The sequence below is a fragment of the Bacillus sp. FSL H8-0545 genome (assembly GCF_038006105.1).
Taxonomy (GTDB): domain Bacteria; phylum Bacillota; class Bacilli; order Bacillales; family Bacillaceae_G; genus Bacillus_A; species Bacillus_A cereus_U.
Window position 1 is genome coordinate 763,737 of sequence record NZ_JBBOUO010000001.1, and the last position, 21,298, is coordinate 785,034.

The window sequence follows — 21,298 nt, forward strand, 5'->3', positions numbered from 1 at the left end:
TGTTATAACTTTTGTTTTCGCCAGATTGAACATAGGGAGGGTTATCGATGAATGGTTTTATGAGTTTTATGGAACAGAAGATTATGCCAACAACGCAAAAGATTGCGGGGCAACGACATTTATTAGCAATTCGAAATGGAGTTATTTCTACATTACCGTTAACGATTGTCGGGTCATTTTTCGTTATCTTTTTAAACTTACCAATTGATGCATATATGGAGTGGATTGCACCGTTTCGCCATATTTTAGATATTCCATTCCGATTTACAGTAGGTTTAATGGCTTTATACGCAGCATTTGGGGTAGGGGCCTCACTCGCGAACTTTTATCAGCTCAATCAGTTAAGTGCAGGATTATTATCTGTACTCGCCTTTTTACTAGCATCAGTTGAACCTATTCAAATAACAAAAGCTGTACCAGGTGTTATTGATGCAGGAAGATATATTTCAGTAGGGACATTAAGTGCTACGTCTTTATTTGGAGCTATTGTGACAGCATTAATTGCAGTTGAAATTTATCATTTCATGATTAAGCATAATATCTCGATTAAATTACCAGACAGTGTACCACCAGCAGTTGCAAACTCGTTTGCAGCATTAATTCCAACTTTAGTAGTTATTCTTTTATTCTGGGGCATTCGTTACGGTTTGAAATTTGATGTAAATACAACGATCACATATTTAATTGCACCATTAAAGTCAGTATTAGTAGGTAATAATTTATTCGGTGGTTTATTAACAGTATTCCTAATCGTATTCTTCTGGTCGTTCGGTATACATGGTCCAGCGATTTTAGGACCAATCATTCGTCCAATGTGGGATTCAGCAATTCTTGAAAATATGGAAGTATTCACGGCTACAGGAAATGCACATCAATTACCAAACTTATTTACAGAGCAATTTATTCAATGGTTCGTATGGATTGGTGGATCAGGCTCAACGTTAGCTTTAGTAATTATGTTTATGTTCTCTAAATCTAAGTTCCTAAAAGAGTTAGGTAGATTATCATTCGTACCAGGTTTATTCAATATTAACGAGCCAATTATTTTCGGGGCACCAATTGTAATGAATCCAATTTTAATTATTCCGTTCGTTATTACACCGTTAGTTACAACGACAGTATCATATTTCGCAGTTGTTTCAGGTATGATTCCATTGATGATGGCGAAGCTGCCATTTACGATGTTAGCGCCAATTGCAGCTATTATTAGTACGGACTGGACAATTATGGCTGGTGTACTTGTACTTGTTAACTTTGTTATCTCATTCGTTATTTACTACCCATTCTTCAAAATGTATGAAAAACAACAATTAGCAGGAGAGGAGAAATCAGAATGCTCGGAGCAATTATCATCTTAATTACATTCGTAGCGGGGCAGTGTATTGCGCATTATTCAAAGTGGGTACAAAGTAAATCGTTATTAGTTTTACTACTTGTGTCGATATTATTTATCGGATGTTCAATGGGAGCTTATGTAGCATTTAGCTTACAATCACCATTCTTTATTATCGTACCAACGATTTTATGTGCAACATGTTTATCTGCAAAATATAGATTTACGAGCATGGCATTAATACAACGTGTGAAGGAGATGCAAAAGCATGGAGCGTAAATTAGGAATTTCACTTTATCCAGAGCATTCAACGAAAGAAAAAGATATGGCATATATTTCAGCAGCCGCACGCCACGGTTTTTCAAGAATATTCACTTGTTTATTATCCGTTAATCGTCCGAAAGAAGAGATTGTAGCTGAATTTAAAGAAATTATTAATCATGCAAAAGAGTACAATATGGAAGTTATTTTAGATGTAGCTCCGGCTGTATTCGATCAACTTGGTATTAGTTATAGTGATCTATCATTCTTTGCAGAGTTAGGTGCAGATGGAATTCGTTTAGATGTAGGGTTTGACGGATTAACAGAAGCGAAAATGACGAATAATCCGTACGGTTTAAAAATTGAGTTAAACGTAAGTAACGATATTGCGTATTTAGAAAATATCCTTTCGCATCAAGCGAATAAATCAGCTTTAATTGGTTGTCACAATTTTTATCCGCAAAAATTTACTGGCCTTCCGTATGATTATTTCATTTGCTGTAGTGAACGCTTTAAAAAACATGGTATTCGCACGGCAGCCTTTATTACGTCGCATGCAGCTGGCATCGGTCCATGGGATATTAACGACGGATTATGTACGCTTGAACAACATCGCCATCTACCAATGGAAGTACAAGCGAAGCATTTATGGGCGACAGGGCTGATCGATGATGTGATTATCGGAAATGCTTATGCGAGTGAAGAAGAGTTAGAGAACCTAGGAAACTTAAATCGTTACATGTTACAGCTAAAAGTACAATTTGTAGACGAAGCGACTGAAGTAGAGAAGAGAGCGACACTGCAAGAATTACACGTAAGACGCGGCGACATAACAGAATATATGGTACGTTCTACAGAAGTACGTAAAAAGTATAAAGACGACGATTTCCCAATGCGAGAAAGTGTACCGCAGGAAAGAGGCCAAGTTGTAATTGGTAACAACTCATTCGGAAAGTATAAAGGTGAACTACAAATCATCTTGAAAGAAATGCCGATAGATGAAAGGAAAAATATTGTCGGTACAATTGCTGAAGAAGAACTGTTTTTACTAGATTATGTAGGGGCTTGGACGCAGTTTACTTGTGTGGAATAGGGAAGATAAGGAGGGGGATGCTATGGCATCCTCTTTTTTCTGTTGAAATAGTAGTCTATCGTATATAGAATTCAAAGGGATAGATTTAATTTGGACGGGAGAGAAGGAGATGGAAGAGTATATAGATGATTTATTAGGGCGGATGGCTGATGAAGAAACAGAGATTTTCCATCGTGCTTATGATGAAGCAAAAGAGCTAAATGACCTATTAACTTTCCCTTATTTACAGAAGAAGATAATAAAAGCAAAAAAGCTATCTATGAAGAAAGATATGTATTATTTAATGACGAAACTCGCTATCAATACGAAAGAAATTTGTATTGCTGATTATCTTATAGATCGTTTGGAATATGAAGAGAGCCCGACTCTGTTAAGTGAATTGCTTAGTAATATTTATACATTACCAGAAGTAAGTAGTACAAATAAAATTATTCCTTATATGTATCATAAAAACGATGCTGTTCGTTTTTGGGCAGTTTCTTCCTTAAAGTTATATAAATCATTAGAAGCGGAAAGTGCATTACTAAAGTTGCTGGCTACTGAAGAAAATAAAGATGAGATTACAAATATTTGTTATACTTTGCTTGAGATTGGAACAAATCAATCAATTCTTCCATTAACAAAGCTTGTATATAGTGATAGCGCTTATGTTCGTTCAACTGTTATTGAGGTTTTAGCGAAAATAGGGGGAGCAGACTTACAAATTGTTTACATTGAAGCTTTAAAGGATAGAAATATCATAGTGAAATACGAGGCTGTTCGAGCTATTTATGCATATGGAGATGAAATGGCGACTAAGCCAATTTGCGAACGTGTAACTAAAGTTGTTTCTAGAAGACGTAAAAATGAAGTAGTACCTACCGATGAATCAGAGATTGTTATTGCTCTGCGTTTCTTACATAAGTTTGCTGATCATGAAGAAGTTTTAAAGACGTTTGGTAAGGTATATAAAAAACGAGGAAACTTGTTTATGTCAGAGAGAAAATGGATTCGGGATAATATTAGTTACTTTCAAGAGAAAGAAAGAATGTAAGAATCATAAAAAAAAGAGTTAGCCTCAATAATGAGACTAACTCTTTTTTTAATAATTAGTTTAAAATTTTCACTGTAACTGTTTTACGTCCCCAGTTACTTGATGTACCTTTATCTGGCATTAAAACGTCAATTTTATTTCCTTTAATAGCTCCACCAGTATCACCAGCGATTGCTACTCCGTAACCTTCAACCCATACTTTTGAACCTAATGGAATTACACTTGGATCAACTGCAATAAGTTTCATGTTTGGATTAGCTGTTAAGTTATGGCCTAAAGCTGATTTTACTTGGTCGCCTGCTTTATAACCATTTTCAAGTGGATCTGCTGTGTAAGCTGTTGCTACAACTTGGAACTCACGAGAAGAAGATTGTGTGTTTTTCTCAGTTTCTTTTGCAACAGGTTGTTGTGTAGCTGGTTTTTGAGCCTTATTAGCCGCTTCACGATCAGCTGCCTCTTGAGCCTTAGCTGCTTTACGAGCTTCAGCTGCTGCCTCTTGAGCCTTAGCTGCTTCACGAGCTTCAGCATCTGCCTGAGCTTTAGCCGCTTCACGAGCTTTAGCTGCTTCTTGAGCTTTAGCCGCTGCTTGAGCTTCAGCTGCTTCCTGAGCTTTAGCTGCTTCACGAGCTTTAGCTGCTTCTTGAGCTTTAGCTTCTGCTTGAGCTTCAGCATCTGCCTGAGCTTTAGTTTCTGCTTGAGCTTTAGTTTCTGCTTGAGCCTTAGCTGCTTCACGAGCTTTAGCTGCTTCCTGAGCTTTAACTTCTGCTTGAGCTTCAGCTGCTTCACGAGCTTTAGTTGCTTCTTGAGCTTTAGCTTTTGCTTGAGTTTCAGCTACTTCTCCAGCTTTAACTGCTTCACGAACTTTAGCTGTGTCTTGAACTTTAATTGCTTTTTCAACTTTAACTGCTGGTTGAACTTTAACTGGTGCTTTACCTGTTAAGTAAGGAACATGAACATAAGCTGTTTTTCCGTTATATTCAAATTGAATCCAGTCATTTTGCACTTCGTGTGTTGTTTCGATTACATCATCTTGTTTCAACTTACCAAGAATTTCTGAGTCTGTGTTTGCACCAGCACGTACGTTTAATACGTTTGCTGTTACGTAGTAAGTATCTTTTGTGTAGTCAGCGCTTATGAAAGCCTCTTTACCACTATTTAATTTAACTTTTGACCATCCGTTTTCTGTATGTAAAACGTTAACTTTATATCCATCTAATAACTTTCCGACAACTTGTGATTCAGTAGTTGGGTTTTCTCGTACATTTAGTACATCAGTCGTTACGATTGTTTCTGCTTTAGCAGATGTTGTGAAAATCCCAAGACCAAAAACCGCTGCTGTTGCTATACCCATAAATTTTTTCATAATAGCCTCCATTGCATTTGTTTTCGTTGACCTCATTATAGCAACCATTATTTTCTTATTTGCGGAAAACACAAAACTACAAAGCATTCGTAACGAGGCATTAATATTCTGTAATAATTCCATTAATATCCTGATAGCGTTTTCTTCGCGTTTTTTAGGGGATTAGAACATAGTATTCATAAAATCAATACTATTTTAATTACTAATAGATTAATAATGTATCAGTAGAGTTACACTGTCATTTCTATAACGTTACGAAATAGGGGTATTTAACTGTTTAAATTGCAATTTAGTTATAAAAATATAATTTTTTTGTGTGTGAAGTCATATATATAGGGTTAATTTTAATGAAATAGAGATATAATTGTTACAAAATAAGTTGTAGTATGGAAAAAATTACGCCTTGAATTTGTTCTTTTACATATTATTTTTGTAATAATAGGATTGCTTGATGGCTTTCGCAAGAAATGAAAGTTTAAATGATAAAAAGATATTCGTAACATGAAACATATATAATAGAAGAAACATGATTTAAAGGGACGATATCGTTATGAATTGGTTCACGAATTACAGTAGAATTATCCCGCTATTTGTGGGCAGTAAAACTCCCACCTCAAAATTTGGCTGGAGCAAAGAAGTTAGGTGGGAGACTAACTGCCCGTAAACGCCCGATTGGTGCGGGCTAATACTCAGTGGGGGATGAACAAAACTCCCACTGAGTATAGTTTCACTTTATATAATAGAAGTTAGAGGTTCTTATTTGTGTCAAAACGTCGATAAAATTACATTTGCCTTCAACAAAATAAAAACGTAGGAGTGTATACTCCTACGTTTTTTATTTACTCATATCGTAAACATTCAATTGGATCAAGTTTAGCAGCTTTGTTTGCTGGTAGTAAACCGAATGCAATACCGATTAGCATTGAGATACCTACTGAAAGAAGTCCAAGTTCTTTTGAGATAACGAGTGGCCATCCGGCAAAGGTTGAGACGATCCAAGCGAAGAAGATACCGAGCATGAATCCGATGAAACCACCGAGTCCTGTTAAAATACAAGATTCAATTAAGAATTGCGTTAATACTTTACCGCGCGTTGCACCAAGTGCTTTACGAATACCGATCTCACGTGTACGTTCTGTTACAGATACAAGCATGATATTCATTACACCGATACCACCAACAAGTAAAGAAATAGCAGCAATACCACCGAATACCATTTTCATCATACCGATTGATTCATCTAATTGCTTCGTAAACTCACCCATATCTTGAGCTTCAAATTTATGCTCAAATTTAGGAGCTTTCATTTCATTTAAAACGGAAACGGCTTGTTTTTCTACACTTTTACGTTCTGCTGGAGAAACTAGTGTTAGTTTTACAGAGTCATATTCATTTACTCCGGAAATGACAGGGGCGTTTTCAAGTGACGTGTAACCTTCAGCCATAGCCATTCCGAATTCATTTTTCGTTTCGTACACACCGACTATTTTATATGGTTTTCCTTTTATATCAGTGTATAAATTTGATTCCCAACCGTTAAATAATTTATTGAAAGCTTCTTCATTTAAAATAACAGCAGGGATTGCTTGCTTTAATTCACTATCATTTAATTCACGACCGTGAACTAATTTTATTTTCGCATCTGTCATGAAGGCGCCTGTTCCACCTTTTAAATCAAGAGAGACATCCTTTGAACCAGAAGATGCTTTTACTTTCATACTTACATCTGGATAAACATCTTTAACGCCTGGCACAGTTTGAAGACGTTTTAACATATCAGCTGTAATTTTGGCACTATCAGTTCCGTAATCAGGGTTGTTGTAGTAAATCGTTACTTCCGTATCTTTTCCTTGGCCTAACTCTTTTTTAAACTTTGCATTTGTACCATCACCCATTGAAATGATAGTAATAATGGCGCTAATACCAATAATAATACCTAGCATTGTTAATATAGAACGCATTTTATGAGCAAAGATAGAGGAAAGGGCCATGCGTATATTTTCACTCGTGTTCAAAATTAACCTCTCCAATCTTGGACGATATTTCCGTCACGAATTACAATTTGACGTGCTGCAGCTTCCCCGATTTCGCGGTCATGGGTAATCATAATGATTGTTGAGCCTTGTTTGTTTAATTCGTAAAAGAGGTCCATAATTTGTGTACTCGTTTTCGTATCAAGTGCACCCGTTGGTTCATCAGCTAAAATGAATTTTGGGTTATTTACAATTGCACGGGCAACGGCAACACGCTGCTTTTGACCACCAGATAATTCGTTTGGTAAGTGAGTAGCTCGATCAGCTAAACCAACTTTTGTTAAAGCGGCTAATGAGCGTTCGCGTCTTTCTTTTTTATCGACTCCAGCGTAAATAAGAGGTAGCTCTACATTTTGAAGTGCTGTAAGTCTCGGTAATAACATGAAGTTTTGGAATATGAACCCGATCTCTTTATTACGAACGTGTGCAAGTTCGGTCTCAGACATGTTTGAAATGTTTTGACCAGCTAGTTCGTACGTACCTGTCGTTGGTTTATCTAAGCAACCGATAATGTTCATTAATGTTGATTTACCAGAACCAGATGGTCCCATAATAGAAGTGAATTCTCCTTGGTTCAGTGTTACGTCAATTCCGTGTAATATTTGAACGGATTCTGCACCGTTTTGGAAGGATTTCGTGATGCCTTTTAAGTTAATCATTCAACGACAACCTCCATACCATCTTTTAAGTCTTTTTCAGGTTTAGAGATAATTTGCTCTCCTTTTTTCACTCCAGAAACTTTTGCTTCGCTATCTGTCTCGAATTCAACAGTAATCGCTTGTTCTTTCGCTTTACCATCTTTTACAACGAAGACAACATTTTTGTCACCTTTTTTCACGATGCTGCTTTTCGGAACAATTGTACCAGTTGCTTCGCCAGATTTACTTGTTACGTAAACGTGGAAGCCGTTTTGTAATTCTTCACTATTATCTAATGTGACAGTGAATTGATAGTTAGAAACAGTTTTATTTTCGTCCATGCTCTTTAATGGTGTAGAACCGATTTCCGTTACTTTTCCTGTCCAAGTCTTACCAGCGACCGTTTTTGATGAAACAGTTACTTCTTGCCCAACTTTCATACTAGCAAGTTCATATTCAGAAAGTTGACCTTTTACTTTAAATTGACCAGCGTGACGAAGAGTAATGCCACTCATACCTGTTTTTTCATCAGCAGTTTTTACGATATCGTCAATTACACCATCAGCAGGGCTTGTTACAGAAAGTGTGTTTACTTTCTCTTTTGCTGCTTTAATCATTTCATCAGCTTTTTCTACTTCAAACTTTTTCATTTCAAGTTGTGATTCTAATTGTTGCACTTCGATTTCCGATGCTTTTAATGCTTCCTGAGGAAGGCCGGCATTTTTATCTTTTTGTAATTTTTGTTTCGCTGCATCAATTTGTTTTTGATACAATGTTACTTCTTTTTGTGCGATTTTCTTCTGCATTTCTGCTTCCGTTACACCTTGTTTAGCGGTAGGGTCATTATATTTAAACAGAAGCTGACCTTTTTTTACTTCATCACCTTTTTTAACAGCTAATTCATACGTACCTTTTGTTGGATCGAATGAAATTGTTTCAATTCCATTTGGAATAACTTCGCCGCCAAATTTTTGTGCATTTTCAATTTGTTTTTCCGTAACTTTATAACCGCCATATGCCATTGCTACTTCTGAACTACCGCCAGCTAAAGCAAAATATGATCCAGCTGCAATTCCGATTGCTACTACACTAGTAATTAACACTTTATTTTTCTTCTTCATCTATTTATCACCTTTTCGTTCGTTTTAGTATCTACATTAAGTATAGAAGAGGTGAAGAATCTGACAAATCGTTTTAGCTTACAATAACCTTACAGTTTTGTAAGGTATGGATATGCAAATGTAAGGTAGAGGTTGTCCTAGTGAAACTTATGCTTTAAGCAGATGAATTGACTCGTTGTTTCTTTCTTACAATAATATTGTATGAAGGAGAGGAGGAAGGAAGGAAGATGGAAGCTTATTTTAGTGCGTATCCATTAAAACCATTTATTCCATACTCAAGACAACATGCCATTATATTATTTATTGTGTTGGTGGGGATAATTTTTCTGTATCAATACCAAGATGTATTACGTCAAAGTGAGTGGAATATAACGGTTCGATATGCGATTGCATTTCTATTTGTAGGAAGTGAGATTGGACTTCATATGTGGGAATGGAAAGCGGGTATTTTTGAGCTAGGCACTTCATTACCGCTTGAGTTATGTACGATAAGTTTATTGTTAGCGTCGATTATGATTGTAACGAAAAGTTATCGAATATATGAGATTGTATTTTTCACAGGAATTATTGGTGCCTCACAAGCCATTTTAACGCCAAACGTGCAATATGCTTTTCCGCATTTTCGTTTCATTGAGTTTTTTATCGCACATATATTGCTCATTTGGGCACCGCTCTTTATGACTTGGGTGGAAGGATATCGTCCAACATTACAATCTATTAAGCGTACGATGATATTTTTAAACATCTTAATTCCTATCGTTTCGTTTGTGAATTTTAAAACAGGTGGTAATTATATGTTTTTAGCTCATAAGCCAGAAACTGCTTCATTACTTGATATGTTAGGTCCGCATCCTTACTATATTATTTCATTGGAGATTACGGCTTTGATTGGATGTTTTATTTTGTATATGCCGTTTGCGAAAAGAGAAAAGCATGTGCATACGGAATCGCTGGGATCATAACCTAGCGATTTTTTTATGTTTGAATATTTACAATTCAGAAAATTGAGAATAAAATTGAAGGGTAAATCATAGAGAGAGAAGGGGAAAAATGGTCAAAAAAGTATTTTTGAATGGGATGGAAATGACGATTCAATTTATTATTTCGATTTTGGGGATTATTTGTTTAGGGGCACTGCCGAAATTATTTTATGGATTTGAGCTGCATGTATCAAAGTACATAAAGAGTTTAAAAGAAGTATTTTTGAACTTAATGGATCTCTCCAATTTGCAATATGTGAGAGATAAATTTTTATTCCCACAGTTGTTTGTCCATTATAAAGAAACGATTGTTATTTTTTTGGCCGCTTTTTTCATTTCATTATTTGTAGCATTTTGTATCGTTTATATGATTATGAGTAGTTCACCGCGTATACAACATCGAATTAAATCATTTCTTATCTTCCTAGAATCCATTCCAGACATTCTTCTTATTTTAGTGTCACAAATTTTAGTTATATGGTTTTTTAAACAAACAGGTTTTTTACCTTTTCAAATTGCGTCAATTGGAGGCGAGTCGATTAGAGGATTGCCAATATTTTGTTTGAGTATACCGACTACGATTATGTTTGTAAAAATGTTAGTGCTTCGTTTTGAAAATGAGCTGGAAAAAGATTATGTACTATTTGCTAAAGCGAAAGGGCTGGATCGCTTTCATATTTTAAATCGTCATATTTTACGAAATGTGTTGCTTAGTACACTTTTCTTTGCGAAAACGAATGTTTTTTTTATGTTATCTAATTTATATATTATAGAATGGATTTTTAATACGGGTGGTATTTTTATGTTTTTGAAATCGTATGAGGGTATTAGGGTTGAGGTTTTCATCGTTAGTGTGCTGCTTATTTATATTCCAATTTTTATTTTATTTAAATTGTTTCATTACCTCATTCCAGCTGCGATGAAGGAGAGATTATAATATGTGGACGTATATAAAACGCGATAAAAGGTTTTGGATAAGCATTGGGTTTCTTCTCATATTAGTTCTTTTGAGCATCGGAAATATGATATGGAATGATGGACAGATTAAAAAAGTTACACTGCAATATGATGCGTCAGGAAACCCAGAAGTGCCACCATTTTTACCTTCATTACAATTTTTACTCGGGACAGACCGGAAAGGATATGACCTTTTACATTTAGTCATTGAAGGCGCGAAGTGGACGATTGGTATATCTATTTTAATTGCGGCACTTAGAATGGTAATAGGTGTGTTTTTCGGTGTTGTACTCGGAACATATATAAAAAGAGGCTTTTCAAAGATTGAGGCTTTTTTTGATAGTTTCACAGTTATTCCGACGGTTATGATTGCGTATTTCTTTCTTCAATCTGTGAATAGATTTGGAAGTGGAGAGGAAACAACAACTTTTTTTGAAAGGGCTTCGTTTCAAGTTGTATTACTTGTAATGCTTGTGATGCCAGTTATTGCACTGTATGTTGCGAAGGAAGTTCGTAAATTACAAACGGAAGAATTTATTGATGCCGCGCGCATATTAGGTGGATCAAGAAGACACATTGTTATAAAGCATATTTTTCCGCACCTATATATGACGTTTATACTTGTATTTCTTCAGCAGTTTACGCAGACTCTTACTATTTTACTGCACTTAGGGTTACTGGAAGTATTCTTTGGCGGAACTGTTAAGTTTTTAGGACCGGTAGAAGAAATAGACTCTTACACACATGAATGGTCAGGTTTAATAGGAGTCTATTTTAGATCATTAACAGTGCATCCATGGATTCCTCTCGTCCCAATTACATTTTTCGGGCTTACTATTTTTTCAGGAAATATGATTGTAAAAAGTATAGAAGAGGCGATGATGAAAGTAAGGTTAGGGGGAGAGATAAAGAAGACAGTTGTAGAAGAAGAACAATCTGCCGTGCAGTCAAAAGAAGAGCTATTTACTTTTAAACATATGATGTGAAAATAAAGAAGAAGCAAGCATAATCAATGCTTGCTTCTTCTTTATTTTGTAGAAACTTCACCTTCAGCTTCTGTTTGCGGAATAAAGTATCCGATTATACCACCGATTATTGCTGGAACGATCCAGCCTATTCCTAAGTTATAAAAAGGAATTGTGTGTACGATATTAGCGATAAAACTTGGTATCATTCCCACATTATCAAGTGCATGAATACAGCTAATAATGAATGCCGCGATCATCGCTCCGATATAGACAGAAGGTTTACGTTTCGTATATTTATCAATAAATGATACGAAAATTAAAATGATTGTAATTGGATATAAAATAATTAATACAGGTAATGTAATTTTAATTAATAAGCTTAAGCCTAAGTTTGAAATGATGAAGCTAAAGATACAAACGTATAGTACCAGTTTCTTGTATGAAACATTCGTTAACACTGTTGCGAAATAGTTTGCGAATGCACTTACAACACCGATTGCAGTCGTTAAACAAGCAAAGATAATTGCGATACTTAATAAAACATTCCCGCTTGTCCCAAAGAATTGATACATAACAGTAGCTAATAGCTGACCGCCGTTTTCAAATTGTCCTAAGTTCCCGTTTGAAGCGCCAATATAACCGAGTAAGAAATAAACTATTGTTAAGAAAAGGGCAGCAATGCTTCCGCAAATAATTGTATATTTCGCAATGGATTTCTTAACTTGTATACCGTTTTGGCGAATTGCATTTACAACAATTGTTGATAATACGAGAGCTCCGATTGCATCTAATGTTAAAAAGCCTTCGAGAAATCCTTTGAAAAATGGGATTTCTTTATAGTCACCAACAGGTTCTGCGAACGATCCTGGTGAAAGAATCGCCTTTGTTGCCATAATTGCAATAATTCCAAGTAAAATTGGCGTTAATATTTTTCCGATATGATCTACTAGTTTGGATGGATTTAATGATAAGAAGTAGACGACTGTAAAGAAAATCGCACTAAAGACTAACATAGAGTACCATTGATCCGGGAAGAGTGGTGCGATTCCAATTTCGTAAGATACAGTTCCAGTTCGTGGAATAACAAATAGTGGGCCGATTGAAAGATAAATAATGATAGCGAATACTGCTGCGAATTTTGGATGAACACGGCTTGCTAAAGTATTAAAACTACCACCAGCAAGGGCAACAGCCACGATAGCTAGTAAAGATAAACCGACGTCCGTAATAATAAATCCTGTAATGGAAACCCACATATTTTCTCCGGAAGAAAGACCAAGAAGGGGCGGGAAAATCATATTACCAGCACCGAAGAAAACTGCGAATAGTAGTAAACTAATCGAAAGTATTTGCGCTGGTTTTAAAGTTGTACGCATATAAAGAAAATCCTCCTAATGAGTGTTTTTGTCGAAAATTCAAATAATTTGTCGAGTAACTGTTATTATTTTAAAGGTCTGATGACTAGAAAGCAAGAGGGAATTTTAAAAATATTTTAAAATAATGCGTAAAATTGAATAAATATACTATTTATATGTTAATGAAGGAAGGATTTGACTTTTAACGTAAAAAAACACATATCGCTAGGATATGTGTATTAAAAATAAATTTGTCTATCACGTTCTTCTTTTAAAATTTCTACAGCCTCTCGGAAACGTTGAGAATGGACAATTTCTCGTTCGCGTAAAAAGCGTAAGCTATCATTTATATCGGGATCGTCTGATAAATCAATTAGCCATTGATAAGTCGCTCGTGCTTTTTCTTCAGCTGCAATATCCTCGTATAAATCTGCGATAGGATCTCCTTTCGCTTGAATGTAAGTGGCAGTAAAAGGAACACCACCTGCATTATGATAAAACAAAGCGCTGTCATGATTCGCATAATGCGCGTCTAATCCGGCAGCTTTCATTTGTTCAGGTGTTGCATCTTTTGTTAATTTATAAATCATTGTAGCAATCATTTCTAAATGGGCGAACTCTTCTGTACCAATATCAGTTAGTAAGCCAACGACTTTGTCAGGAATAGTATAACGCTGATTTAAGTAGCGAAGAGCAGCAGCTAGTTCGCCGTCCGCACCACCGTACTGTTCAACTAATAATCTTGCGAGTGCTGGATTACAAGTACTCACTTTAACAGGATATTGTAATTTTTTTTCATAAATCCACATAGTTTCTCTCCTTTATCCCGCTATTTGCGGGCAGTAAGACTCCCACCTCAAAATTCGGCTGGAGCAAAGAAGTTGGGTGGAAGCCCTGCTGCCCGTAAACGCCCGATTGGTGAAGGTTAATAATCAGTGGGGGATGAACAAAACCCCCACTGATTAAAGTTTCACTTTATATTTGCCATGGCCAAGGGCCTTTGCTCCATTCCCATGGAGCGTTAGAATAACTGTTTCCAAACTGCTGAAGTGGTCCGTATCTTTCTTCAATTTTTTGTTTTAATACTCTTCGTTTATAAGAAAAATCGTTGAATTGATTTATAGCTGCAGTATCGTCGGGATGCGTATCTAAATAGAGAGTAAGTTCAACTAATACAAAGTCTAATTCTTGCAGCTCTTCAATCCATTTGTAATATTCATCAGGCAATGTTTGTGTCACGTTTTTATTCACCGTCCTTTTTTGTAAGGATTTTCATAATAATCATAAAAAGCAGGCCATAAAGTCCCTTTTCTTAAAGCTTCTTTTGGTGTGAATTGGGGTAAATTAGTTGGTTGAAAACCCATATATAGGTGCGGGGGAGTTGAATAATATTTCTTTCCAATTGGAGGACAAGGATCGTTTGGACCATGATAAGGTATGTAGGATTTCATGAATTTATCCATGTTACATTCCTCCTTTATAAATGAAATATTCATCACTACGTATTATATTCGTACATAATTGCAAATTATGACTCATATAGAAAACTAATAGAGACAGGGGGAGTGCGGATGGGAAGTATTACAACATGCATTGTATTAGAATCCAAAAACTTAAAGGAAACATTATATTTTTATGAAGGGATTTTAGGTTTTAAACCGAGCGAGGAGAGACCACAATTACGTGTAACAGGTGTTTGGTATGATGTTGGTTCAACGAGAATTTGTTTTGTGGTAAATCGGAATTTACGAGGGCGAGAGAAGGTTGCTAATTTTTCGTGTGAATTAATAACCTTTTCAATTCTTGATATGGAAAAAGTAAAGAGAAAATTACAGTTTTACAAAATATCTTTTGCGGAAGAACAGCATGCGGATGGGGTGGTAATTACTCTTTATGATCCAGATTGCTATAAGCTTCAAATTTCATCAGAGGCATGAGTAACCATAGGGGGGATAGCGTGGATAGAATGTATGAAGAAAGCGCACTGTTTGAACATAAATTTTGGCTCAAAGTTCTCGGGGATCATGCTCAGTTTTTACTAGATGCTTTAGCTCCACAGGAGAAAGAAGATATACAGAAAGCCACCTATTTTGTAGGGAAATTCACGAACTTTTTAAATGAAATTCATACTGTAAATTTTATTGCATTTTCAAAAGATGCAGAACAAGCTGCAGAGGAGATTCGAGCATTTAAATTAAATATTATACAAAAGCAATTGGAAGGTAAAATTGTAATTCATTTTACTCCGACTTTTATTAATCATATGGTGAATGAAGTGGAGGAATATATAACAGTATTAGAATACTTAGGGAGGGGAGAAGTCCCGCCCATTTTTCATGAACTACACTATCATCTCGCGTGGTTAACGGATGCAGCAGGGCATGCTGGTTCTATTTCAGGCGGATTAGATGTTGTGGAAAAAAGATTGAAGGAGAAAAGTGATTTGTTCGCTAAACATTTTGAACAATTTTATTTAAAAGCAGTTGAAATGACAGGTTATTTACGGGCAGAACTGAAACATTTTCCAGCTTTGAAGAAGTTTACAAAAGACGTTTCACTAGAGCTAAAGTTATTCTCGCATTTCCTTCGAGAAGTAGAAGAATTAGAGTTGTCTGAGCAAATATTAAGTTCATTATCAGCCAGGATGGCGGATCATATGGCGAGGGAGGAGTGTTACTATTTATTGAAGTTAGCACAATCCTCAGGGTTAGAGATACCGAAATATAATCCGCTTTAAAAATAGATTGTGGGGAAGAATAAGCAGACAAATTGTAACAGTGATAGAAGTATGTGAACAGGTTTCATTATGAAAAAAATATTGACAAGCCCCTCCAAATATCTTAATGTGATTGTATAAAATTGTGTATCTAAAGGGGAGTAACTTATTACAGTAAAGTCGTCATTACAGGGAGAAACCCTCGGCTTTATTGGCAACGTTTCGTTGTTAGTGAGACCTTTACCAGCAATGGTAAAGGCCCCTTATTGTCTTTTTTAGGACCTTACCATATTTGGTAGGGTCCTTTTTGTATACAAAGAGAGGAGCTAGAAAATGAAAAAACTTTTTAGTAGATTAAGAGTTGTATTTCATGTCCGCCGTTTTGTTCCATTCCTATTTGACTTTTTTACTTCAAAAGAGGTTTCCATAAAGAAGAAAATTTTATCTATTGCTTTTTTAGTTGGGTATGTTGCGATGCCACTCGACTTCATTCCAGACTTCTTGCCGTTTATTGGTATTTTAGATGATATTGGAATTGTGTTATTCATTTTGAATCGAATCGTAAAGATGGCGCCAGTTCAATTGCAAGAAAAGCATAATGTGAATATAGGATAGGGGGTTAAAAGTATGGAGCAAATTATTTTAGATATAATTGAGTATTTAAAGCAGTTTTCTTATTTTGGAGTTGTGTTAGCTTTAACTTTTGAGTTTATTCCAGCAGAGGTAGTTTTGCCGCTTGTTGGGTATTGGGTGTACGAGGGAGACATGAATTTTTGGCTTGCGGTGTTAGCCGGAACACTTGGTGGAACGACAGGACCATTAACGTTATATGCGCTCGGTTATTACGGCGGGCGCCCTGTATTGGTGAAATACGGTAAATACTTCTTCATTAAAGAAGAACAAATTCAAAAAGCAGATGATTTCTTTGAGAAATATGGACCGGTTGTAGCATTTGTTGGACGCTTCGTCCCGGGAGTTCGAACGCTTATTTCCATTCCATGTGGTATGGCGAAAATGAACATATGGAAATTTAGCATATATACATTTGTAGCAATGTTCCCGTTAACGACTTTGTATATTTATTTTGGAATGAAATTAGGTCCGCATTGGGAAAAAGCAGCGGGTGTTGTTGGACAATATATGTTACCTATATTAGTGGTCGTTCTTATTGTTGTAGGTAGTATCTTTATCTATAAATTTATGAAAAAACGAAACAAAACTGAATCTATTTAGTTTATTTTGCTATTTGCGGGCAGTAAGATTCCCACCTCAAAACTCAGCTGTAAGGCAAAGTATTGAGGTGGGAGTTTTACTTTAAATTATGATGTGATTATTTTTGGAAATAGATGAATAGTACAGGCAAAAGACTCTGCAGGACATACACATATAAGGAATAAAAAAGAAAGAAGGGAAAGACTATGTCTTGTGAATGCTCAGGATCAGCGTTAACTTGCTGTCCAGATAAAAATTATGTGCAAGATAAAGTGTGTAGTCCGTGGTCTGCTACTGTAGCTACAACAGCAATTGATAATGTTCTCTATACAAATAATATTAACCAAAATGTAATTGGTACTGGCTTTGTTAAATATGATGTTGGACCAGGCCCAATTACTGTAGAAGCACTTGATTCTGCTGGGGCTACAATTGATACACAAACATTAAACCCAGGAACGAGTATCGCGTTTACGTATCGCCGCTTTGATAGTATACAAGTTGTGTTACCTGCAACACCTGCTGGAACGTATCAGGGAGAATTTTGTATTACGACACGCTATTCACTTTCGTAGAAGAATAGGAGAGGGTTGAAATGGGAATGAGAAGTTCCAGTTTGTCTTGTTGTACTAATAAAACACTTGTGCAAGATCAAGTATGTGCAGACTGGTCAATTACAGGTGCGGGTACTCAAATTGTATATACGAATAATCTTACACAAGAAATATACGGTTCAGGTTATGTAAAATATGATACAGGTGCGAATCCAATTACAGTGGATTTTTTAGTAGGTGCTACAGTAGTCGATACGATTACTGTACAACCGCAAAGTAGTGGTACTTTCACAGTGAGGCACTTTACTACTGTTCGAATTACAACGACGGGAACGACTGTTAATCAAGGAGAGTTTTGTATTACAGTACGTTACTCAATTTCATAACAAGGCATACCTTAAATGGTATGCTTTTTTGAATAGAGGGAGTAATGAAATATTTATTTTATAAGCAACATGTAAATTGGCAACAGTACTTGCCTTCTAAATATAGAGAAGGATTACTTTGTATATTAATAATACTGACGGATTGTAAATCCTTACCCATATAAGATATTGTATTACCAGGAAATACAGTGAAAATATTGGTTACTGCTCCGACGATTTGAATTGTAATTGCTTCGGTGCTGCTAGTACTATTGTAAACCGAGACAGTACCTGATATAAGTAGTATCCCATCACTTTGCCACAGTATCATTGATTGTGATGCACCTTTGGCAGAGGGAATGGTGTTATTAGTTATGAGGAAATTTCCTGCAAATTCATTTGTTACTAGCTCGCAATTTGGATTTGGAGGAGGGGGCGGTGGACAAGGGTCTGGGCAAATGATAGATAAAGGAGCGAAACAGCCAATATTTTTTTTGTTTTTCAATATAACCCCTCCCTTTTAATTTATCTTTTACTACTATTAAATGTAACAGCATGGCCGATGTGCTAAGAATGGACAAAAAAAATAAAATCGTGATAGTTTCATAGGCTCATACCTCGTAATAGTTTTTATAGGGAAAAGTTAGTTGTCTATTAGACAAAACGTGCTCGTATAAATGTGGCAGTTCACATAAAGATAACTGTATATTTACAAAAATGAAACAAATTTCATTTTTAGTTTAAACGAAGTTAATATACGTTCGATACAATAACCATTGTAATTAGTTTATTATATGAGGAGGATTTACGTGGAAAGAACTGCTTTAAGAAAAGTAAAAGGACTTATTGGATTATTGATGGTTTTTGTATTAGCATTCGTGTCATTTCCGTGGAGTACGTCGGTTAAAGCGGAAGAGAAAAAGCAAGAAAAGGCACCAAGTGAGAAGAAAATCGTTTTTCCAGTTGTAAGTGATGTACATATTAAGAATAGTGGAACAGACGATACGTTTCGCTGGAAAAGAGCGATTGAACAGTTTAATACGCTTGCACCAAAGCAAGATGCTTTTGTTATTGTAGGTGATTTCACGGATACAGGATCGCTGCAGCAATATGATCGTTTCATGCAAGTGTATAACGAAAATGCAAATAAAGATGCGGTACGAATGAATTCTCTTGGTAATCATGATTATTGGAACGGCTTATCTGTAGAGGGAGCACAGAAGCGTTTCTTAGAAAAGACAGGAATGGAATCGATTTATTATCATAAAGTGGTAAAAGGGTATCATTTCCTTGTTATGTCTCCAGAGGATGGTACAACACATGGCTATTATTCGGACAAGCAAATTAATTGGTTAAAAGAAGAAATGGCAAAGGCACAAAAAGATGATCCAGAAAAACCGATTTTTGTGTTTTTACATCAACATATTAAAGATACAGTGTACGGTAGTCAAGAATGGGGAACGAAAGATAGTGCAAAAATTAATGCGGTATTAAAAGAATACCCACAAGTAATTACGTTTTCAGGTCATTCACATTATCCGTTAGATGATCCGAGATCGATTCATCAAAAAGACTTTACGTCTGTTGGAACATCTTCTGTAAGCTATATGGAAGTTGAAGGCGGTAAAGTACAAGGGAATATCCCCCCAGGAGCTAGCACATTAAGTCAAGGTTTATTAGTAGAAGTAGATGATAAAGAAGTAACAATTAATCGCCGTGATTTCCATACAAATTCTTGGACAGGCGAGCCATGGAAAATTCAGTTGCCATCAAAGAAAGAAACATTTACGCATGTAGAAGATCGTGATAAAGAAAAGCCATCTTTTGCGAAAGATGCGAAATTGTCAGTATCAAATGTAACGGAAAACGCAGCAACAGTAACATTCCCACAAGCGGTGGACAACCTTCTTGTTCATTCTTATCGTGTACAAGCGAAGGATAAACAAACAGGTGAGATTAAAAATAAGTTATTAGCATTCTCAGAGTTTTATCGTGATCCAGTTCCAAAAGAACTTACATTTACACTTGCAGGATTAGATGGCGGGAAATCATATACACTTGAAGTAGTTGCGATTGATTCGTTTGGCAATGAAAGCGCGCAGCCGTTAACGGCTGAAATTACTACGAAAAAAGATAATATTGATCCGAATGTAAAAGTGCCAAAGGCAGACGTTTTTGATGTGAATTTCTTAGATGGTACATTTAAAGATAACTCACCGTTTGGAACAAAAGGTGATGTGAAAGGGAATGTATCTATTGAATATGATAAAGCGTTGAAAACAAATGTAATGAAATTAAATGGAAAAGCAAATACATTTGGGTATCTTCCATTTTCAGCAGCACAAAAAGAAAAAGTAGCAAATTCATTTACGTTAGAAACTGTATTTTCAATGAATGAAATTCGCGGACAAGGTATTTTGCAAAATACAGAGAGTGGTGGAATTGGTTTTGAGTCTACAGGAAGTGGCTATGTAGAATTATGGGCTCATATTGGCGGAAGCTATAAACGTGTTGGCGTTCAATTAGAAGCAAACAAAACGTATCATTTAACAGGAACGTATAACGGAAGTGAAGTAGCAATTTATGTAGATGGTAAAAAAGTAAATAGTCAGCCAGCTAGTGGGAAAGTGTATCATCCGAACGTGCCATTTGCACTTGGTGCAGATCCAGACAGCAACGGAAATGGTGGTATTCCGTTAAACGGACAAATTGCATTAGCAAAATTATATAGTAAAGCATTAAGTTCTTCAGAAGTAGTAGCAGCATATAACGAGTTTTCTAATCGTACAAAATTAGAGCAAGTAAATGCGTTATATGAAGAGATTGCGAAAGTGAAAGAAGTATTGGCAGGTACTTATGAATTTGGTGAAAAGCCAGGTCAATATTCACAAGAAGCTTTTAATGAATTACAAAAAAACTATGACAATGCTAAGAAAGTGTTTGGGAATATGACAAGTACAGGTGAGCAATTTGTTCAAATGTATAATGAATTAAAAACAGCAAACCAAACATTTGTACAATCAAAAGTGGCAGAAGAACAGCCAAAAACACCGAAAGAAAAATTACAAGTGAATGTTGAAGCTGCAAAAGCAGTAGTGAAAAAAGCACAAGCTGCAAATGTAACGGACGGTTCAGTGAGATCATTGAGCCAAAAAATTACAGTTGCAGAAGCTGTATTAAAAGATGTGAAAGTAAAAGATGCACAGGTAGAAACGATGAATCGTACGTTAGAGCACGCTATTTCACTTGTTGAAAAAAGCATCAACAAGTAAGGTATAAGAAAAAGAAGCTTATCATGATAGGCTTCTTTTTTGTT

Annotated in this window: 23 protein-coding genes; 14 read left to right on the top strand and 9 right to left on the bottom strand. The window is 35.8% G+C overall.

Annotation, left to right across the window (positions count from 1 at the left end; all coding sequences use genetic code 11):
* Positions 1-47 precede the first annotated feature (47 nt).
* The 4 genes from MHI07_RS04000 (at position 48) to MHI07_RS04015 (ending at position 3,720) form a co-directional block, all read left to right on the top strand.
* Positions 48-1,358: a PTS sugar transporter subunit IIC gene (locus MHI07_RS04000; RefSeq protein WP_002201677.1), complete on the top strand. Its 1,311-nt coding sequence runs from the start codon at positions 48-50 to the stop codon at positions 1,356-1,358.
* Positions 1,334-1,612 carry a hypothetical protein gene (locus MHI07_RS04005; RefSeq protein ID WP_002150399.1) on the top strand — a complete coding sequence of 93 codons (279 nt, stop codon included), beginning with the start codon at positions 1,334-1,336 and terminating at the stop codon, positions 1,610-1,612. The genes MHI07_RS04000 and MHI07_RS04005 overlap by 25 nt, the downstream gene beginning before the upstream one ends.
* Entirely contained in the window at positions 1,602-2,687 is a 1,086-nt protein-coding gene (locus MHI07_RS04010; RefSeq protein WP_340822059.1) for a DUF871 domain-containing protein, read from the top strand. Before MHI07_RS04005 ends, MHI07_RS04010 begins: the two co-directional genes overlap by 11 nt.
* A 109-nt stretch (positions 2,688-2,796) precedes the next feature.
* Positions 2,797-3,720, top strand: a complete 924-nt coding sequence (locus tag MHI07_RS04015) for a HEAT repeat domain-containing protein (protein WP_002159180.1) — start codon at positions 2,797-2,799, stop codon at positions 3,718-3,720.
* Positions 3,721-3,775: 55 nt separating this feature from the next.
* Here MHI07_RS04015 and entC read toward each other — a convergent pair whose 3' ends face one another.
* From entC to MHI07_RS04035, 4 genes are all read right to left on the bottom strand, one after another.
* Entirely contained in the window at positions 3,776-5,206 is a 1,431-nt protein-coding gene (gene entC, locus MHI07_RS04020; RefSeq protein ID WP_340822061.1) for a cell wall-binding protein EntC, read from the bottom strand.
* A gap of 716 nt (positions 5,207-5,922) precedes the next feature.
* Entirely contained in the window at positions 5,923-7,074 is a 1,152-nt protein-coding gene (locus tag MHI07_RS04025) for an ABC transporter permease (RefSeq protein ID WP_445661754.1), read from the bottom strand.
* Between the two features lie 26 nt (positions 7,075-7,100).
* Entirely contained in the window at positions 7,101-7,775 is a 675-nt protein-coding gene (locus tag MHI07_RS04030; RefSeq protein WP_016094728.1) for an ABC transporter ATP-binding protein, read from the bottom strand.
* Positions 7,772-8,875: an efflux RND transporter periplasmic adaptor subunit gene (locus MHI07_RS04035; RefSeq protein ID WP_002159176.1), complete on the bottom strand. Its 1,104-nt coding sequence runs from the start codon at positions 8,873-8,875 to the stop codon at positions 7,772-7,774. Before MHI07_RS04035 ends, MHI07_RS04030 begins: the two co-directional genes overlap by 4 nt.
* 227 nt (positions 8,876-9,102) lie before the next feature.
* Between MHI07_RS04035 and MHI07_RS04040 the strand changes: the two genes are divergently transcribed.
* From MHI07_RS04040 to MHI07_RS04050, 3 genes are all read left to right on the top strand, one after another.
* Positions 9,103-9,837 carry a YwaF family protein gene (locus MHI07_RS04040; RefSeq protein WP_340822067.1) on the top strand — a complete coding sequence of 245 codons (735 nt, stop codon included), beginning with the start codon at positions 9,103-9,105 and terminating at the stop codon, positions 9,835-9,837.
* Positions 9,838-9,925: 88 nt separating this feature from the next.
* A complete protein-coding gene (locus tag MHI07_RS04045) occupies positions 9,926-10,792 on the top strand; it encodes an ABC transporter permease subunit (RefSeq protein ID WP_131232347.1) in 867 nt (288 codons plus the stop codon).
* Position 10,793: 1 nt separating this feature from the next.
* Entirely contained in the window at positions 10,794-11,798 is a 1,005-nt protein-coding gene (locus MHI07_RS04050) for an ABC transporter permease (RefSeq protein WP_340822070.1), read from the top strand.
* 41 nt (positions 11,799-11,839) lie between these two features.
* On the opposite strand, the gene brnQ2 is transcribed toward MHI07_RS04050, so the two are convergent.
* From brnQ2 to MHI07_RS04070, 4 genes are all read right to left on the bottom strand, one after another.
* Positions 11,840-13,156: a branched-chain amino acid transport system II carrier protein BrnQ2 gene (gene brnQ2 / locus MHI07_RS04055; RefSeq protein ID WP_340822072.1), complete on the bottom strand. Its 1,317-nt coding sequence runs from the start codon at positions 13,154-13,156 to the stop codon at positions 11,840-11,842.
* Positions 13,157-13,374: 218 nt separating this feature from the next.
* Positions 13,375-13,944 carry a spore coat protein CotJC gene (gene cotJC / locus MHI07_RS04060; protein ID WP_002140479.1) on the bottom strand — a complete coding sequence of 190 codons (570 nt, stop codon included), beginning with the start codon at positions 13,942-13,944 and terminating at the stop codon, positions 13,375-13,377.
* A gap of 166 nt (positions 13,945-14,110) precedes the next feature.
* Positions 14,111-14,374, bottom strand: coding sequence for a spore coat protein CotJB (locus tag MHI07_RS04065; protein ID WP_000194952.1), 264 nt, complete (start codon positions 14,372-14,374; stop codon positions 14,111-14,113).
* 8 nt (positions 14,375-14,382) lie between these two features.
* Positions 14,383-14,598, bottom strand: a complete 216-nt coding sequence (locus tag MHI07_RS04070) for a spore coat associated protein CotJA (protein WP_000357172.1) — start codon at positions 14,596-14,598, stop codon at positions 14,383-14,385.
* 108 nt (positions 14,599-14,706) lie between these two features.
* On the opposite strand from MHI07_RS04070, the gene MHI07_RS04075 reads away from it, so the two are divergent.
* The 6 genes from MHI07_RS04075 to MHI07_RS04100 all read left to right on the top strand — a co-directional run bounded on the left by MHI07_RS04075 (position 14,707) and on the right by MHI07_RS04100 (position 18,003).
* The gene (locus tag MHI07_RS04075; protein WP_340822074.1) at positions 14,707-15,072 is read left to right on the top strand and encodes a VOC family protein; all 366 of its coding nucleotides are present in this window, start codon (positions 14,707-14,709) and stop codon (positions 15,070-15,072) included.
* Between the two features lie 20 nt (positions 15,073-15,092).
* A complete protein-coding gene (locus tag MHI07_RS04080) occupies positions 15,093-15,872 on the top strand; it encodes a DUF2935 domain-containing protein (RefSeq protein WP_340822076.1) in 780 nt (259 codons plus the stop codon).
* Positions 15,873-16,184: 312 nt separating this feature from the next.
* Positions 16,185-16,466, top strand: a complete 282-nt coding sequence (locus tag MHI07_RS04085; protein ID WP_340822078.1) for a YkvA family protein — start codon at positions 16,185-16,187, stop codon at positions 16,464-16,466.
* A 12-nt stretch (positions 16,467-16,478) separates the two neighbouring features.
* Entirely contained in the window at positions 16,479-17,084 is a 606-nt protein-coding gene (locus tag MHI07_RS04090) for a DedA family protein (RefSeq protein WP_002203339.1), read from the top strand.
* Positions 17,085-17,269: 185 nt separating this feature from the next.
* Positions 17,270-17,638: a DUF3992 domain-containing protein gene (locus tag MHI07_RS04095; RefSeq protein ID WP_002203338.1), complete on the top strand. Its 369-nt coding sequence runs from the start codon at positions 17,270-17,272 to the stop codon at positions 17,636-17,638.
* A gap of 20 nt (positions 17,639-17,658) precedes the next feature.
* Positions 17,659-18,003, top strand: coding sequence for a DUF3992 domain-containing protein (locus tag MHI07_RS04100; RefSeq protein WP_002159166.1), 345 nt, complete (start codon positions 17,659-17,661; stop codon positions 18,001-18,003).
* Between the two features lie 58 nt (positions 18,004-18,061).
* On the opposite strand, the gene MHI07_RS04105 is transcribed toward MHI07_RS04100, so the two are convergent.
* Positions 18,062-18,487 (bottom strand): S-Ena type endospore appendage, encoded by a 426-nt coding sequence (locus tag MHI07_RS04105; protein ID WP_002159165.1) that lies wholly within the window; start codon positions 18,485-18,487, stop codon positions 18,062-18,064.
* A 304-nt stretch (positions 18,488-18,791) separates the two neighbouring features.
* Between MHI07_RS04105 and MHI07_RS04110 the strand changes: the two genes are divergently transcribed.
* The gene (locus MHI07_RS04110) at positions 18,792-21,254 is read left to right on the top strand and encodes an FN3 and LamG domain-containing metallophosphoesterase family protein (protein ID WP_340822083.1); all 2,463 of its coding nucleotides are present in this window, start codon (positions 18,792-18,794) and stop codon (positions 21,252-21,254) included.
* Positions 21,255-21,298 lie beyond the last annotated feature (44 nt).